We start from the raw sequence: 13,866 nt of genomic DNA on the forward strand, positions 1-13,866 counted from the left end.
CCCGATGGATGCCCGCCGCGTGATCCGTGCCGGCAGGTCGGCCAGGTCGTAACGGCGTAAGTTCAGCGCAGATCGTCCCACCATTCGGCGAGGCCTTGAGGGGAGGCGGCGCTTGGCCTGCCCTCGGCCCATCTGAGGTGGCGGTAGTCGCTCGGCGATAGGCCGTAGGCCGCCTTGAATGCGCGGCTGCAATCGGACACGCTTGAGAAGCCGCAGGCCCGGGAGAGATCGGAGATCCGACCGCCCTCGTCGGGCCGCGCCAGCAGGGCACGCAGGCGGGCGAGCCGACGGGAGCGGATCTCGCGGGTGACGCCACCGCTCGGCTCAAAGGCTCTGTAGAGCGCTGAGCGCGACACGCCGATGGCCAGAGCGACATCGTCGGGCGTCGTTCCCAAATGCGCGTCGATGTAGCGTCGTGCCCGGCGGCGGCAGACCGCCGCGTTGGCCGTCCGCACCGCTTCCGCCGCCGGCGGGGCGTGGCCTGCAAGGGCGAGAGCGAGAAGTTCTGCGGTCACGCGCTCCAACCGCTGGCGGTCGCCCGCGCCGTGACGAGGCATCTCGTCGAGCGCAGAGTGTAGGAACCCCGTGAGCAGGCGTGCGCGATCCTGCGGCAGAACCGCACCGTGCAGGCGCCCGGGCTCGGGCACGGCCGCTTCAATCACGTCGCGGGGGATAGAGAGCGTGATGACGCGGGCTTGGCTTGCCCTCGTCTCCATAGGCCGGCTCATGTCAATGAGAGCACATTCGCCTGGCCCGACGATCCGAATGCCGTCCGGCGTCCCAACCGCCAGGGCTCCGTCGAGGACGATTTGTGCCGTAAAATGGTCAAAGCCGCTGCGCAGAACCCGCCGGTGCGGGCGCACGTGCGCGACGCCCCGAAGCCGTCGGTCGAACAGGATCATGCCGCCGAGGCGCTCGGCCGTGACCGCGACCGCGAAGGTCTCGTCCAGCCTCATCGCATCGGCCGCTGTCGCGTAGAGATCGTGATACGCCTCGAAGCCGCACTGACCGGATGGCGCTGCCACGTCAGTCGAGAATTGCAGACTTACCGCTTGGCGGCCCATAGCTCCCATTTCGGACATAGATCGCTCGACCGATTTATCGTACGTTGCCTCTAGGGCATAAAGATTGCGCAACGCAAGATCGCGCTCTCGGGAACGCCGTTCCGTCGCTACGCCGGGTATCGCACCCGAGGGGGCTTACGCGAGCGATCCGTGACCCGCTTCCCGCCAGCCCCGACCCCCTCGACGTCATCGCCCGCGAGCTGCACCAGCATTCCCGACCGCCGTTCCAGGCCTGCCCGGCCTGGGAAGATCTGGACATGACGGACCCGTGCGAAGCGGGGCTGATGACCGGGCGCAGGCGCTGGTGGAGATGGGGCGGAGCGAGAAGTCAGGCGCAGCCGCATCTCGCGCCGGGCCTATGATGAGGAGGGGCGCGAGATCACGCCGGCGACGGTCGGGCCTGCCCGCGCCGAGGTCGAGACCACAATCTCCGCCCACTGCAAGAACTGCCACTCTGGCGCGATCGGTTTCCGTCCGATCTGCCGCCTGATTTGAGCACGCTCTTCGTCGAGCTTGCGCAGCGTCCCTACGCAACCAGCGGTCAAGGCCATGTGTCCGAGGCTTCCCGGTGCGACTCCCATGGCACGTTGTACGAGGCGGGGAGGTACTCTTGGCAGCCTGGTCGACGCGATTGCGTTCGGACGACGACGAGTAACCCGGGGCAAAGGCGAGCCGGTGGCCCTTGTCCATGATCCACACCAGCGGCGCCTGGGCGAGGATGTCGCTCGGGTATGAGTGTGCAGGTCGGACGGGAGATCGCCGACACCCGCGGCAAGTGGACGGAGTACGTCGCGCGGTGCGTCGCCGCCGAGGACCAGTTGCGGTGGATGGTCATGCGCGTCCTGCAAGACGGCATGGTGCACCAGAGAATTTGACGGGGCGTCCCAATTTCTTGATCCGCCGCCGGTCATCGTTGGAAACCCAGCACGGGTGTGTCATGGGGGCAGCGTAGCAACAAAGAGACCTTACATGACCCGCATCCTCTTCAGCACTGCCATGCTCCTGGTTATCTCCAGTCAAGCGGCAATGGCTGCCAACCGGCACGTCGACATCGTCAACAAGACCGGGATGACGCTCAAGCATTTTTATGCGTCCAGTACTGGATCAAGCAATTGGGAGGAAGATATATTAGGTCGTGACACAATTGCGAATGGTGAAACATTCGACATAGATATTGACGATGGCACAGGAGCTTGCCGCTTTGACTTTCGAGCCGTGTTCCAGAACGGCGGCGAGAGTGTGAAGAGGAACATCAACGTTTGCGAAATCTCGACCTTCACTTACACGCGTTGATCGGCGCACGCCCGCTTCGTTCCAAGTGCCCGGCGCAGGAATCGCACATGAGAAAGCTCCTCTTCACAATCGAGGGCCGTATCCCACGCAGCCAGTACTGGCTCGCCATGCTGATCTACATCGGCGTCGCCGTGGCCGCCGCACTGGTCGCGTACCTGCCGAATTCCCTGTTCCCCGGGACCGTTGGAGAAAGCGGTGATGTGACGGTCACCGGCATCGCTGCCCTCCCGTACATCCTGCTCTCACTGGGCTATGCGGTCCTGTCGATCTGGTCGGGAATCTGCGTGAACGCCAAGCGTTGCCATGATCGGGGCCGGTCGGGCTGGTTCCAGCTCATCATCTTCATCCCGATCATCGGACAGCTCTGGTACATGATCGAGAGCGGCTTCCTGCGTGGCACGCGGGGGCCGAATCCGTTCGGCCCCGATCCACGGGATGTTGTCACGGCCGCCTCTCCGCTCGCGGCCTCTGCCTGAGACAGGCTCTAGCACGACCTGGGCATAAACCCGGATCCTGAAGCACGATCAACGACTTCGCGGAAAGGGGAGCTTTGCGCTTAGTCGTTGATGCAGAATGACTTTTCGAGAAGCCTGCCCAGGTCGTGCTGGAACGGACGAGGAGGCGTGGTGCCGATGCAGGCACGCCGTCCCGACTCCGAAAAATTGACTTTCCGAACCGGATCACCGACACGGGCGCCCGCCGCGACCGGCGCCGTGGGCGTCGGGTTCCCCGGTTCGGAGCTTTGCATTGACGAGCCTTGCCGCCGGGCGCCGACCCGGCCGCGCCGCCTCCGTGGGCCTTTTCGCGGAGCGCCTCCTCGATCTCGGGGCGCGCAGCCACGGGGCGGCCTGCGCGCTGCTCGCCGTCCTGTCGCTGGTCTGCTTCCTGCCGGGCTTCGCCTCGCTCCAGCCGATGGACCGGGACGAGCCGCGCTTCGCTCAGGCCTCGAAACAGATGCTCGAATCGGGCGACCTCGTCGACATCCGCTTCCAGGGCGAGGCCCGGCACAAGAAGCCGGTCGGCATCTACTGGGCCCAGAGCGCGGTCGTCGCGGCCGGCGAGGCGCTCGGCGTGCCGGGCGCCCGCACCGCCATCTGGCTCTACCGCATCCCCTCGCTCGTCGGCGCCGTCGCCACGGTGCTGCTCAGCTACTGGGCCGCGCTCGCCTTCCTGCCGCGGCGCGGGGCCTTCCTGGCCGCCGCCCTCGTCGGCGCTTCCGTCATGCTCTCGGCCGAGGCGCGGCTCGCCAAGACCGACGCGCTGCTCACCGCCTGCGCGGTCGCCGCCATGGGGGCGCTGGCCCGGGCCTGGCTCGCCCGCGCGACCGCCCTCCGGCTGCCGAACACCACCATCCTGACCTTCTGGCTCGCCGTGGCGGCCGGCATCCTGGTCAAGGGACCGATGGTGCCGCTATTCGCCGGCCTCGCGGCGCTCAGCCTCTCGGTCTCCGCGCGCTCCGGCGCCTGGCTGAAGGCGCTGCGGCCGGGGCTCGGGATCGTCCTGGTGCTGGTCCTGGTGGCGCCGTGGTTCGTCGCGATCACGCTCAAGAGCGGCGGCGCCTTCTACGGCGAGGCGGTGGGGCACGACATGCTCGGCAAGGTCGGCACCGCCCAGACCCAGCACTGGGCGCCGCCCGGCACCTACCTCCTCGTCATCTTCGCCACCTTCTGGCCGGCGGCGGCCTTCGCGGCGATGGCGCTCCCCTTCGCCTGGACGAACCGGCGGGGGGATGGCGTCGCCTTCCTGATCGCCTGGGTGCTGCCGTCCTGGCTGGTCTTCGAGGCGGTGCCGACCAAGCTGCCGCACTACGTGCTGCCGCTCTGCACCGCCCTCGCGATCCTCGCCGTCATGGCGGTCGCCCGCGGGGCGGTCCACCGCGACCGGCCGGGCGCGCGATGGGTGGCGCTGCTGGTGCCGTTCATCCCCGCCGGCCTGACGGTGGGTCTCTGCATCGCCGCCTGGCGCCTCGACGGGACGATCCCGTGGGCGGGGCTGCCGCTGCTGGTGGCGGCGAGCGCGGTGGCGGTCCTGGCCTGGCGCGCCTTCATCGACGGTTTCCCTGAGCGCGCGCTCGCCGTCGCGGTGCTCGCCGGGGCGCTGCTCGGCCCGGCGGTGTTCGGGCTCACCCAGCCGGCTCTGCCCGCCCTCAAGGTCTCGCCGCGCCTCGCGGCCCTGCGCGACGCGCTGCCCTGCGCGAATCCGAAGGTCGGCACGCTCGGCTACCGCGAGCCGAGCCTGGTCTTCCTGATCGGCACCGACCTCGCGATGCTCGACTCGGCCGAGGAGGCCGCGGCCTTCCTCCGGCAGGGCGGCTGCCGCCTCGTCTACGTCGAGGACCGCTTCGCCCAGGCGTTCGCGGCCGCGAATGCGGCCGGCGCCGCGGAAGCGGCCGGCACGGCGAAGGCCGGAGCCCCGCCGCAGCCCGTCGGCCGCGTGACGGGCTTCAACATCAACGGCGGCAAGCCGGTCGGCCTGTCGGCCTATGCGGTGACGCCGTGATCCAGCCCGTGGTTCAGCCCTTGCAGGAAAGCCCGAACGCCATGCCGGATCGGGAGGCGATCCGCCTCAGCGTCGTGGTGCCGGTGAAGAACGAGGCCGGCAACATCGCGCCTCTCGTCGCCGAGATCGCGGCCGCCTGCGCATCCTTGCGCCCGTTCGAGATCGTCTACGTCGACGACGGCTCGACCGACGCGACCCCGGCCGCCCTGGCGGAAGCCAAGGCGCGCCATCCGGAACTGCGGGTGCTGCGCCACCGCGAGAGCTGCGGCCAGAGCGCGGCGGTGCGCACCGGCGTGCTGGCGGCGCGCGGCGAGCTGGTCGCGACCCTCGACGGCGACGGCCAGAACGACCCGGCCTTCATCCCGGCGCTCGCCGCCGCGCTCGTCGCGGCCGGGCCGGGGGCGGGTCTGGCGCAAGGCCAGCGGGTCGGCCGCAAGGACGGGCGGCGCAAGATGATCCAGTCGCGCATCGCCAACGGGGTGCGCGGCCGCATCCTGAAGGACGCGACGCGGGACACCGGCTGCGGCCTCAAGGTCTTTCGCCGGGCGGTGTACCTGCGCCTGCCCTATTTCGACGCCCTCCACCGCTTCATGCCGGCCCTCGTCGCCCGCGAGGGTTTTGCCGTCGTCCACGCCGACGTGGTCGACCGGCCGCGCCTCACCGGGCACTCGAATTACGGCCTGTTCGACCGGCTCTGGGTCGGCATCCTCGACCTCGCCGGGGTGTGGTGGCTGATCCGCCGCCGGCGCCGGGTGCCGCAGGTGGTCGCGGCGGAGACGGAGTAGCCCGATGGTCGCCGACATCATGCACGGGCTCAGCGCCTATTTCTGGTCGCTGTTCACCGGACCCATCGACCTCGTGCTGATGGTCGGCCTCGTGGGGCAGGGGCTGTTCACCGCCCGCTTCCTGGTCCAGTGGATCGCCAGCGAGAAGGCGGGGCGCAGCGTGATCCCGCTCTCGTTCTGGTTCCTGTCGCTCGGCGGCTCGGCGGTGCTGCTCGGCTACGCGCTCTACCGGCGCGACCCGGTCTTCATCCTCGGCCAGAGCCTCGGCACGGTGATCTACCTGCGCAACCTCGCCCTGGTGTTCCGCGAGCGCCGCAGCACCCGCGCCTGAGGAGCGCCCCGGCGGACCGGGGCGCGGCGTCTCATCCCTTCTTCCTGTACTCGAAGGCCGGGGCCTTGTTCAGCTCGTCCTTGGTGGTGGCCACGCTCGCCTTCCAGCCGTCGCCGTCGCGGACCAGGGTCACGCTGTCGGGGCTGACCGCGACGTAGCGCTCGCCGATGCCGAGGAAGCCGCCGACGCCGAGGATCACCGCCTGCACGGTCTTGCCGTCGGCGATCACGAGGTCGGCGATGTCGCCGATCGACTCGTTCTGGGCGTTGGTGACCTTGGTGCCGAGGAGGCGCGAGGTCACCGCGGCGGCGGGCTCGAGGGTGATGAACTGCACGGTGGCGGTCTTGACCTGCCGGGTCGTCATCGCGCCGGTCTCCGGCTGCGTCGCGGTCTGGGCGGTGGCCGGCAGGGAGGCGAGCAGGAGGGCGGCCGTCGCGAGGGCGGTCTTCAGCGTCATGGGACAGATGTCTCCGGGGGAGGCCCGCGCGTGGGGCGAGGCGGGCCCGCTCGCAGAACGGCCCCGCGCCGGCGGGGTTCCGCATCGTCAAGTCTTCGGTCCGGCCAAGTTTTCGGTCGAGCCAGGTTTTCGGTCGAGCCAGATTTTCGGTCGAGCCGAGTTTTCGGTCGAGCGATGCGCGGCGGGTGCAACACGGCGAGGCCGACCCCATCTAGGAGCTTGGCGGCCGCGCAGGGCGGCGCGACAGGGGAACACCATGGACGGTCACGTGTACGGAGCGCTCGGTCAGCCGGGCGTCGGCTTCCTGATGGCCATCGTCGTCGGGGCGCTGGCGGGCTGGCTGGCGGAGCGGTTCATGAACTCCAACATGGGCCTGCTCGGCAACATCGTGCTCGGCATCATCGGCGGCGTGGTCGGCAACTTCCTGGCGGCGCAGTTCCACATCCCGATCTTCGGGTTCTGGCGCAACCTGTTCTCCGCCACGATCGGGGCGGTCATCATCATCGCGGTGGTGCGGGCGGTCCGGGGCGAGCGGCGCTACTGACCGGCGCGCCTCGCGCAGCGGAAGGCCCGGCCGGACTCCTTCCGAAGTCCGGCCGAGGTCCGGCACAGTCACGACATGCATGGCGCGCCGCGCGGCGGCGCGTCACGCCCCATTTGCCCCGGGGCCCCGGACATCTTAAGTCACGGATGCGCCGCGAGGGGTTCGCGGGCGCTCCTCGTCTCGAAACCCCTTGCCGTCCCGGATCCCATGGCCGTCGTCCTCGATCTCCTGCGCAACGACCAGCGCCCCCGTCACCCGGAGAAGGCGCACCGGCCCGACCAGCCGATCCTGCGCAAGCCGGACTGGATCCGCGTCAAGGCGCCCGGCTCGCCGAAATGGGCCGAGACCAACGCCATCGTGCGCGAGAACAAGCTCGTGACGGTGTGCGAGGAGGCGGGCTGCCCCAATATCGGCGAGTGCTGGGAGAAGAAGCACGCCACCTTCATGATCATGGGGGACACCTGCACCCGGGCCTGCGCGTTCTGCAACGTGCGCACCGGGATGCCGGAGGCCCTCGACCTGGCCGAGCCCGAGCGGGTGGCGGAGGCGGTGGCCAAGCTCGGCCTGCACCACGTCGTCATCACCTCGGTCGACCGCGACGACCTGAAGGACGGGGGTGCCGCCCACTTCGCCGCGGTGATCGGCGCGATCCGGCGCCTGAGCCCCGCGACCACCGTCGAGATCCTGACCCCCGACTTCCTGCGCAAGGACGGCGCCCTCGAGATCGTGGTGGCGGCGCGTCCCGACGTGTTCAACCACAACCTCGAGACGGTGCCGTCGAAGTACCTGACGGTGCGCCCCGGCGCCCGCTACTTCCACTCGATCCGCCTGCTGCAGCGGGTCAAGGAGCTCGATCCGACCATCTTCACCAAGTCAGGGATCATGGTGGGCCTCGGCGAGGAGCGCAACGAGGTGCTCCAGCTGATGGACGATTTGCGCTCGGCCGATGTCGACTTCCTGACGATCGGGCAATACCTGCAGCCGACGAAGAAGCACCATCCGGTCCTGTCCTTCGTGACGCCGGACGCGTTCAAGGCCTACGAGACCACGGCCTACGCCAAGGGCTTCCTGCTCGTCTCGGCGACGCCGCTCACCCGCTCCTCCCACCATGCCGGCGAGGATTTCGCCCGGCTCAAGCAGGCCCGGCTCGACCGGCTGGGGACCGTCTGACCCGATGCCGAGCTTCCGCACCACCCGCACCGTCCGCCACAGCCCGACGGAGATGTTCGACCTCGTCGCCGACGTCGAGCGCTATCCCGAGTTCCTGCCGCTCTGCGACTCGCTGCGGGTGCTGCGCCGGCAGGAGGGCGAGGACGGCACCGAGACGCTCGTCGCCGACATGGGCGTCGGCTACAAGGCGATCTCGGAGCACTTCACCACCCGGGTCCGCCTCGACCGGCCGAACCACAAGATCCTGGCCGAGTACATCGACGGCCCGTTCCGCCACCTCGAGAATCGATGGACCTTTCGCGAAGCCCCGAACGGCGGCTGCACGGTCGAGTTCTTCATCACCTACGAGTTCAAGAGCCTGGCTCTGGGACTTCTCATGGGGAAGATGTTCGACCGGGCCTTCCGCAAGTTCACGGACGCGTTCGAGAGCCGGGCGGACCGGTTGTACGCGCGGGCGTGAGGCTCCGTACTTCCGGTGAATTTCGGCTGATCCTACAGTCTCCATCGTCATCCCGGGGCTTGCTGCAAGCGAGAACCCGGGAGCCATAACCGTGGACGGTGCCGAACCAAGCGGCTCGCGGTCCGACTCATCCTCGAACGCCAGCTTTTATGGATCCCGGGTTCCGCTCTCGCGGCCCGGGGATGACCCTGTGAGGTGGGAAGGGAGGCCCCTCCCTTCACCGCTCGACCGTCACCGCCTCGGCAGCACCACCCCGAGATCGATCCCGCTCCCCATCGCCAGATAGCCGGCCCGGTTCGGGTGCAGCCGGTCGCCCTTGCCGCCGGTGGTGCTCTCCGGGACCATCTCGGGGCGCAGTCCCCCGGCTGCCGGGTCGAGGGTCGCGGCGTCGAAATCGACCACCCCGTCGAACACGCCCGAGTCGCGGATGAAGGCGTTGAGGCCGCGGCGCTTCTCGTCCTGCTCGGGGTGGCCGTGGGCGGCGCTGGAGCTGCCCTTGGCGGAGGGGAGGGTGGCGCCGATCACCCGCACGCCGGGGATGCGGGCGCGCAGGCGGGCGACGCCCTCGCGCATGCCGGCCTCGACGGCGGGAAGCGAGGCCTCGCCGTTGCGGCTGAAATCGTTGATGCCCTCGAGCCAGATCACGCTGGCGACGCCCGACAGCCCGATCACGTCGCGGTCGAGCCGGGACAGGGCCGAAGGCCCGCCCGGGAACGGCTTCTGCGGCCCGTACGAAGCCGGGCCGACCACCTGGTTGCCGCCGATGCCGGCATTGACCACCGCGACCCGGTTGCCGAGCGTCGCGTGCAGGCGGCGCGCCAGCACGTCGGGCCAGCGATCGTCGCCGTTCATCGTCGAGGCGGTGCCGTCGGTGATCGAATCGCCGAAGGCGACCACGACCGGGGTCGGCGCGCCGACCGCCATGTCGACGGCGTCGACGAAGAACCACGAGGCGGTGGAGTACGGGAAGGCGGCCTCGCCCTCGTCAGTGCCCCGCGATCCGGCGCCCGGCGCCGTGGCGTAGGAGGTCTGCAGCGCCTTGGCGTGCCAGGTCATCGGCCCGCTTAGTCCCACGACGTGGAGCGAGACCGCGAGCTTGCGCCCGGCGAGCAGCGGCGCCTCCGGATCGGCCGCGAAGGGCAGGGCGACCGCATCGGACCACACCTCGCCGCCGGGCGGGACCGTGACCCGGTCCTGGCCGGCGAAGCGCACCGGGCGGTTCGTCCCCGGCACCAGGGCCGCGCCGCCGAGCTGCAGCCCGGCATGGACGCCGTCGAGGGTGAGGGGACGGGTGCCGAAGGCGTTGGAGATCCTGACGCGCGCCTCGCGGCCCCAGACGTCCGGCCGCAGCACCAGCCGCAGGGTCTGGTCGCGGGCGCCCTCGGCCGGGTCGGGGAAGGCGAAGCTCTGATCGGGCTGAGCCGACGGGTTGCCGACCGGGTAGGGCCCCTGGACCGACCCGGCCCAGGCGGTCGCCCAACGCGGGGTCTCCGAAGTCCGCCCGTCCTGCGCCCGGGCCGGGACGGCCCACAGGGTCCCGAGGCAGATCGCTGCCATCACGGCCGCTGCATGTCCGAGACAGACCGCAGCCGTGACGGCTGCTGGATGCCGATGCATGTCGTCCTCCCGATACGGGCGCTGTCACCGCGCCATTGCCGACAGGAAGGGCAAGTCGCCCGGACAATCATCCCCTCCTGCGCGCGGAATGTGCGCTGGAACACGCCGGGTCCGGGGGCCCGCGCCTAATCTCCGCCCACCTCGCGAGGTCCCGATGCCGCCGCAAGATCGTTCGGCGATCGGCCGCGGCTTTTCGTCCTGCCGCGACCCTCCTGCCGACCCTCTGCGACCCGGCCACCTTGATCACCCACGCGAGGCCCCGGAGTCCCACCCTGCCCGAAGGGGGTGCTCGATGACCCATCCGTGGCCCCACCACCACACCGACGGTTCGGTGCACTACACCCATTGCTGGCCCGAAGCCGTGGAGGCCCTGCCGGCCTCCGAACCGACCCGGCCCGACTGGCGCCGGCGCCTGCGCGGCGCCGCCGGCATGGTCGGCGCCTCCGGCCTCGCCGCCGGGGCGATCTGGTTCGCCATGCTGTGCGATCCGACCGTCTCCCGCGCCGCCCTGCCGCCCTCGGCGGATGTCTGCACCAATGCCGGCCACGCCGTGCGGGTCTGGTTCGACGCCGAGACCGCGCGGCGCGCCCGCGTCGCCGAGGCGCCGCACCAGCACGCCTTCAACAGCATGCTGCTGTGGTACCGCTCGGCCGAGGGCAAGTGCGCCGCCGGCCGCACCCAGGAGGCGGTCCGCAGCTTCCAGTCGCTGGAGCGGATGATCGCCGGCTTCGACGCGAACCGGCAGGACCGGGACGAAGCCGACGAGTGATCCGGTTGCCGAGCGATCCGTCCTTGCGCGCCGCCTCCGTTCGCGCTTCGCTCTCCCGACCGATGACGGGAGGGGCGGGATGCCGGATGGTCTGACCTTCGTGCTGGTGCACGGCGCCTGGCACGGCGGCTGGTGCTGGGTGCGCGTCGCGGAGATCCTACGGGCGCAAGGCCACCGGGTCTTCACCCCGACCTGCACCGGCCTCGGCGAGCGGGCGCATCTGCTCTCCGAAAACATCACCCTCGACACCTTCGTGCGCGACGTCGCCGGCGTGATCGCGGCCGAGGAGCTCAGCGACGTCGTGCTGGTCGGGCATTCCTTCGGGGGCCTCGCGATCAGCGGCGTCGCCGAGGCGATGCCGGAGCGGCTGCGCCACCTCGTCTACCTCGACGCGCTGATCGCGGAAGCAGGCCGCTCCCCCTTCGACGGGCTGCCGCCCGAGGTGGTGGCGGCCCGCCGCCGCGCGGCGGACGAGTCGAGCGGGGGCCTGAGCCTGCCGCCGCCGCCGGCCGCCGCCTTCGGGGTGCTCGATCCGGCCGACGCGGCCTGGGTGGAGCGGCGCCTGACCCCGCACCCCTTCGGTACCTACGAGAGCCCGCTGCCGATCCGCGGCCCGGTCGGCAACGGCCTGCCGCGCACCTACGTCGATTGCACCGCGCCGTCCTACGCCACCCTCGACCGCGTCAGGGACTGGGTCCGGCGCCAGCCCGGCTGGGGCTGGCGGGACCTGGCCACCGGCCACGACGCGATGGTGAGCGCCCCCGGCCCGCTGGCGCAATTGCTGGTCGAGCTCGGCGGGGTCTGATACGCTTTCCGGAAGATTCCTTCCGAAAAGAGTATCGCGAGCCCGCGCGGCGACTGAGCGAAGCCGATTTCCGCATCGCGACAGCGATTGCGCAGCAATCGCCGAGCGATCAATCGGAAATCGTATGAGCCATCAGCCCATCGTGACGAGGGTGCGGCCGGGATCGATCTCGATCAGCCGCAGGCCGAAGCTGCGGCCCTCCTGCGCCTCCCAATCGGCCAGCACGGCGTTGACCCGCTCGGGGCCGTGCTCGGCCAGGGTGCGGGTGCCCACCGGCTCCTCGATGGCGTGCATCACCTCGCCCATCAGCCGGGCGCGGGCCGGCGCCTCGGCGGGCTCGGCCGCGTCGCAGTAGGTCGTGACGATCTGCTCCGACAGCGCCTCGATCACGGCCTGGTTCACGGAGGTCATGCCCATGCTGCGCTCTCCCGTTCGCCGGGGCCGCCATCCGCCGGCCCCATCCTATTGGACGGGACAACGCAGCGGAGCGTGAGCGGTGCCGCGCCTCACACCGCCTGCTGCTGGCCGGCGGCGCGGTGGGCGGCCAGGGTCACCACCTCGGCGGAGGGGGCTTCCTTTTGGCCCTGGCCCATCATGAAGATCACCGGGTTGCGCGGCATGTAGCCGGGGTTGCGGCGCAGGTTCAGCAGCTGCTGCAATTCCACCGCGGTCAGGTCCTTCGGCGTCGCGTCGCGCCAGACATGGCCCGGCGAGGCGGCGCGGGCGAAGGGCCACCAGGACCGGCGCTCGGTCTCGACCTGCAGGATGAGCTTGCCGGTGAGGGTCTTGCGGAAATTGAAGCGACCCGTGATGGCCATGACGCGTCCTCCATTCCCGGACAACCCGATCCCGGATCACCGTCCGGGATCAACCTAGACCTGTGCTGTTTAGCACGGCACTAACATGGGGCGGCCACGCTTGGCGGAAAAGGCGATCCGTCGTGATCGACTCACGGCCGCGCTGCCGCACCCCTCACCGACTAACGGCCACGATGCTGAAACGCTCCCTCATGCTCGATGCCGCGCTGATCGCCCGGGCCCATCCCCACCCGGTGACCGCCGACGGGCGCGGCCCCGGCTACGGCATGGCGCTGATGGACGAGGCGGAGGCCGATGCGCGCCTCGACGCGACGCTGGCCGAAAAGCCGGGCGACGCGAACACCCTGTGGCTGTTCGCCTACGGCGCCCTGATGTGGCGGCCGGAATTCCCGTTCTGTGAGCGCCGCGAGGCCCGGGTGCGGGGCTGGCACCGCCGCTTCTGCCTGTGGCAGCCGGGCTTTCGCGGCACGCCGGAGCGGCCGGGGGTGATGCTGGCCCTCGACCGGGGCGGGCAGTGCCGCGGCTTCGCCTACCGGATCGCCGGCGACGATCTGCGCGAATCCGTGCGGCCGGTCTGGCGGCGGGAGATGCGCGGGCGCGGCTACGCAGCCCGCTGGGTCGCCGCCGAGACCCCGGAGGGGCCGGTGCCGGCGCTCGCCTTCGTGGCCGACCGGACGGGGGCGCGCTACGCCGGGCGGCTCACCGATGCGGAGATCGCCGCGCATGTCGCCGCGGCCTGCGGCCCCACCGGGCCGAGCGCCGAGTACCTGCTCAACACGGTGGCGGCCTGCGAGGCGACGGGCATCCGCGACCGCCACCTCTTCGCGATGCAGGCGCTGGTGGCCGAGCGGCTCGCCGCCTGCAGGGCGCCCGAATCTCAGAACAGCCCGACGCCGACCCCGGGCTCGCGCCGCGGCGGATAGTTGTAGGGGCCGGTCGAGACGCCGTAATAGGGCAGGACCGGCGCGTAGCCGAAGCCGAGGAGCCGGCGGGGCGGCGGTTCGACGACGACCACCTCCGCCTCGACCGCGACGGCGGGAGGCGGCGGGGGCGGCGGCAGCCAGCCGGCGGAGAGTTCCGCCCCGCCCCGCGCCGCGTAGGCGCCGGGCATGTCGGCCGCCATCGCCGGCAGGGCCGTGAGGGCGGCCATCAAGGGCAGCCAAGCCAGCGTCGTACGGAGCGTCATGGCGCAAAAACCTCGGGCAGGGTGACCTTACGGACAAGCTTCGTCAGACAAGCTTCACCGGGGCATCC

18 protein-coding genes are annotated in these 13,866 nt (G+C 70.6%); 12 read left to right on the forward strand and 6 right to left on the reverse strand.

Annotated features, from left to right (window positions below; translation table 11 throughout):
* Positions 1-62: 62 nt before the first annotated feature.
* A complete protein-coding gene (locus DK412_RS25020; protein ID WP_162596294.1) occupies positions 63-1,064 on the reverse strand; it encodes a helix-turn-helix domain-containing protein in 1,002 nt (333 codons plus the stop codon).
* Positions 1,065-1,795: 731 nt separating this feature from the next.
* Between DK412_RS25020 and DK412_RS30355 the strand changes: the two genes are divergently transcribed.
* The 6 genes from DK412_RS30355 to DK412_RS25045 all read left to right on the forward strand — a co-directional run bounded on the left by DK412_RS30355 (position 1,796) and on the right by DK412_RS25045 (position 5,972).
* On the forward strand, positions 1,796-1,939 hold the full coding sequence (locus tag DK412_RS30355) for a hypothetical protein (protein WP_162596295.1): 144 nt from the start codon (positions 1,796-1,798) through the stop codon (positions 1,937-1,939).
* A gap of 94 nt (positions 1,940-2,033) precedes the next feature.
* On the forward strand, positions 2,034-2,357 hold the full coding sequence (locus tag DK412_RS25025) for a hypothetical protein (RefSeq protein ID WP_109974171.1): 324 nt from the start codon (positions 2,034-2,036) through the stop codon (positions 2,355-2,357).
* A gap of 47 nt (positions 2,358-2,404) precedes the next feature.
* On the forward strand, positions 2,405-2,833 hold the full coding sequence (locus tag DK412_RS25030; protein ID WP_109974172.1) for a DUF805 domain-containing protein: 429 nt from the start codon (positions 2,405-2,407) through the stop codon (positions 2,831-2,833).
* Positions 2,834-3,149: 316 nt separating this feature from the next.
* Complete coding sequence (locus DK412_RS25035; RefSeq protein ID WP_245447264.1) at positions 3,150-4,856, forward strand: glycosyltransferase family 39 protein; 1,707 nt, start codon at positions 3,150-3,152, stop codon at positions 4,854-4,856.
* Between the two features lie 41 nt (positions 4,857-4,897).
* Complete coding sequence (locus DK412_RS25040; RefSeq protein ID WP_109974174.1) at positions 4,898-5,641, forward strand: glycosyltransferase family 2 protein; 744 nt, start codon at positions 4,898-4,900, stop codon at positions 5,639-5,641.
* A 4-nt stretch (positions 5,642-5,645) separates the two neighbouring features.
* Entirely contained in the window at positions 5,646-5,972 is a 327-nt protein-coding gene (locus tag DK412_RS25045) for a lipid-A-disaccharide synthase N-terminal domain-containing protein (protein WP_093564906.1), read from the forward strand.
* Between the two features lie 31 nt (positions 5,973-6,003).
* On the opposite strand, the gene DK412_RS25050 is transcribed toward DK412_RS25045, so the two are convergent.
* Positions 6,004-6,429: a PRC-barrel domain-containing protein gene (locus tag DK412_RS25050; protein ID WP_109974175.1), complete on the reverse strand. Its 426-nt coding sequence runs from the start codon at positions 6,427-6,429 to the stop codon at positions 6,004-6,006.
* A gap of 256 nt (positions 6,430-6,685) precedes the next feature.
* On the opposite strand from DK412_RS25050, the gene DK412_RS25055 reads away from it, so the two are divergent.
* From DK412_RS25055 to DK412_RS25065, 3 genes are all read left to right on the forward strand, one after another.
* Complete coding sequence (locus DK412_RS25055) at positions 6,686-6,973, forward strand: GlsB/YeaQ/YmgE family stress response membrane protein (protein WP_109974176.1); 288 nt, start codon at positions 6,686-6,688, stop codon at positions 6,971-6,973.
* Positions 6,974-7,180: 207 nt separating this feature from the next.
* Positions 7,181-8,143, forward strand: coding sequence for a lipoyl synthase (gene lipA, locus DK412_RS25060; RefSeq protein WP_109974177.1), 963 nt, complete (start codon positions 7,181-7,183; stop codon positions 8,141-8,143).
* Positions 8,144-8,147: 4 nt separating this feature from the next.
* Positions 8,148-8,603, forward strand: a complete 456-nt coding sequence (locus tag DK412_RS25065; RefSeq protein ID WP_109974178.1) for a type II toxin-antitoxin system RatA family toxin — start codon at positions 8,148-8,150, stop codon at positions 8,601-8,603.
* A 231-nt stretch (positions 8,604-8,834) separates the two neighbouring features.
* Here the strand turns inward: DK412_RS25065 and DK412_RS25070 are convergent, their stop codons facing one another.
* Entirely contained in the window at positions 8,835-10,160 is a 1,326-nt protein-coding gene (locus DK412_RS25070) for a GDSL-type esterase/lipase family protein (RefSeq protein WP_109974179.1), read from the reverse strand.
* A gap of 352 nt (positions 10,161-10,512) precedes the next feature.
* On the opposite strand from DK412_RS25070, the gene DK412_RS25075 reads away from it, so the two are divergent.
* Both DK412_RS25075 and DK412_RS25080 read left to right on the forward strand, forming a co-directional pair.
* Positions 10,513-10,989: a hypothetical protein gene (locus tag DK412_RS25075; RefSeq protein ID WP_177302900.1), complete on the forward strand. Its 477-nt coding sequence runs from the start codon at positions 10,513-10,515 to the stop codon at positions 10,987-10,989.
* A gap of 79 nt (positions 10,990-11,068) precedes the next feature.
* On the forward strand, positions 11,069-11,794 hold the full coding sequence (locus tag DK412_RS25080; protein ID WP_109974180.1) for an alpha/beta hydrolase family protein: 726 nt from the start codon (positions 11,069-11,071) through the stop codon (positions 11,792-11,794).
* Between the two features lie 132 nt (positions 11,795-11,926).
* Here DK412_RS25080 and DK412_RS25085 read toward each other — a convergent pair whose 3' ends face one another.
* Together DK412_RS25085 and DK412_RS25090 are read right to left on the reverse strand one after the other, a co-directional pair.
* Positions 11,927-12,211, reverse strand: a complete 285-nt coding sequence (locus tag DK412_RS25085; protein WP_093564918.1) for a hypothetical protein — start codon at positions 12,209-12,211, stop codon at positions 11,927-11,929.
* Between the two features lie 89 nt (positions 12,212-12,300).
* A complete protein-coding gene (locus DK412_RS25090) occupies positions 12,301-12,612 on the reverse strand; it encodes a hypothetical protein (RefSeq protein ID WP_109974181.1) in 312 nt (103 codons plus the stop codon).
* 173 nt (positions 12,613-12,785) lie between these two features.
* Here DK412_RS25090 and DK412_RS25095 point away from each other — a divergent pair, with 173 nt between their 5' ends.
* Positions 12,786-13,535 (forward strand): gamma-glutamylcyclotransferase, encoded by a 750-nt coding sequence (locus tag DK412_RS25095; RefSeq protein WP_109974182.1) that lies wholly within the window; start codon positions 12,786-12,788, stop codon positions 13,533-13,535.
* On the opposite strand, the gene DK412_RS25100 is transcribed toward DK412_RS25095, so the two are convergent.
* Entirely contained in the window at positions 13,490-13,798 is a 309-nt protein-coding gene (locus DK412_RS25100) for a hypothetical protein (RefSeq protein ID WP_162596296.1), read from the reverse strand. The genes DK412_RS25095 and DK412_RS25100 overlap by 46 nt on opposite strands.
* Between the last annotated feature and the right edge of the window lie 68 nt (positions 13,799-13,866).

The organism is Methylobacterium sp. 17Sr1-1 (assembly GCF_003173775.1).
Lineage (GTDB): Bacteria > Pseudomonadota > Alphaproteobacteria > Rhizobiales > Beijerinckiaceae > Methylobacterium.

What these genes read in the sequence shown, in the direction of transcription:
- DK412_RS25020 (WP_162596294.1), bottom strand. Translation starts at nt 1,064, where the DNA reads ATGGGCCGCCAAGCGGTAAGTCTGCAATTCTCGACTGACGTGGCAGCG.
- DK412_RS30355 (WP_162596295.1), top strand. Translation starts at nt 1,796, where the DNA reads ATGAGTGTGCAGGTCGGACGGGAGATCGCCGACACCCGCGGCAAGTGG.
- DK412_RS25025 (WP_109974171.1), top strand. Translation starts at nt 2,034, where the DNA reads ATGACCCGCATCCTCTTCAGCACTGCCATGCTCCTGGTTATCTCCAGT.
- DK412_RS25030 (WP_109974172.1), top strand. Translation starts at nt 2,405, where the DNA reads ATGAGAAAGCTCCTCTTCACAATCGAGGGCCGTATCCCACGCAGCCAG.
- DK412_RS25040 (WP_109974174.1), top strand. Translation starts at nt 4,898, where the DNA reads ATGCCGGATCGGGAGGCGATCCGCCTCAGCGTCGTGGTGCCGGTGAAG.
- DK412_RS25045 (WP_093564906.1), top strand. Translation starts at nt 5,646, where the DNA reads ATGGTCGCCGACATCATGCACGGGCTCAGCGCCTATTTCTGGTCGCTG.
- DK412_RS25050 (WP_109974175.1), bottom strand. Translation starts at nt 6,429, where the DNA reads ATGACGCTGAAGACCGCCCTCGCGACGGCCGCCCTCCTGCTCGCCTCC.
- DK412_RS25055 (WP_109974176.1), top strand. Translation starts at nt 6,686, where the DNA reads ATGGACGGTCACGTGTACGGAGCGCTCGGTCAGCCGGGCGTCGGCTTC.
- lipA (WP_109974177.1), top strand. Translation starts at nt 7,181, where the DNA reads ATGGCCGTCGTCCTCGATCTCCTGCGCAACGACCAGCGCCCCCGTCAC.
- DK412_RS25065 (WP_109974178.1), top strand. Translation starts at nt 8,148, where the DNA reads ATGCCGAGCTTCCGCACCACCCGCACCGTCCGCCACAGCCCGACGGAG.
- DK412_RS25070 (WP_109974179.1), bottom strand. Translation starts at nt 10,160, where the DNA reads ATGGCAGCGATCTGCCTCGGGACCCTGTGGGCCGTCCCGGCCCGGGCG.
- DK412_RS25075 (WP_177302900.1), top strand. Translation starts at nt 10,513, where the DNA reads ATGACCCATCCGTGGCCCCACCACCACACCGACGGTTCGGTGCACTAC.
- DK412_RS25080 (WP_109974180.1), top strand. Translation starts at nt 11,069, where the DNA reads ATGCCGGATGGTCTGACCTTCGTGCTGGTGCACGGCGCCTGGCACGGC.
- DK412_RS25085 (WP_093564918.1), bottom strand. Translation starts at nt 12,211, where the DNA reads ATGGGCATGACCTCCGTGAACCAGGCCGTGATCGAGGCGCTGTCGGAG.
- DK412_RS25090 (WP_109974181.1), bottom strand. Translation starts at nt 12,612, where the DNA reads ATGGCCATCACGGGTCGCTTCAATTTCCGCAAGACCCTCACCGGCAAG.
- DK412_RS25095 (WP_109974182.1), top strand. Translation starts at nt 12,786, where the DNA reads ATGCTGAAACGCTCCCTCATGCTCGATGCCGCGCTGATCGCCCGGGCC.
- DK412_RS25100 (WP_162596296.1), bottom strand. Translation starts at nt 13,798, where the DNA reads ATGACGCTCCGTACGACGCTGGCTTGGCTGCCCTTGATGGCCGCCCTC.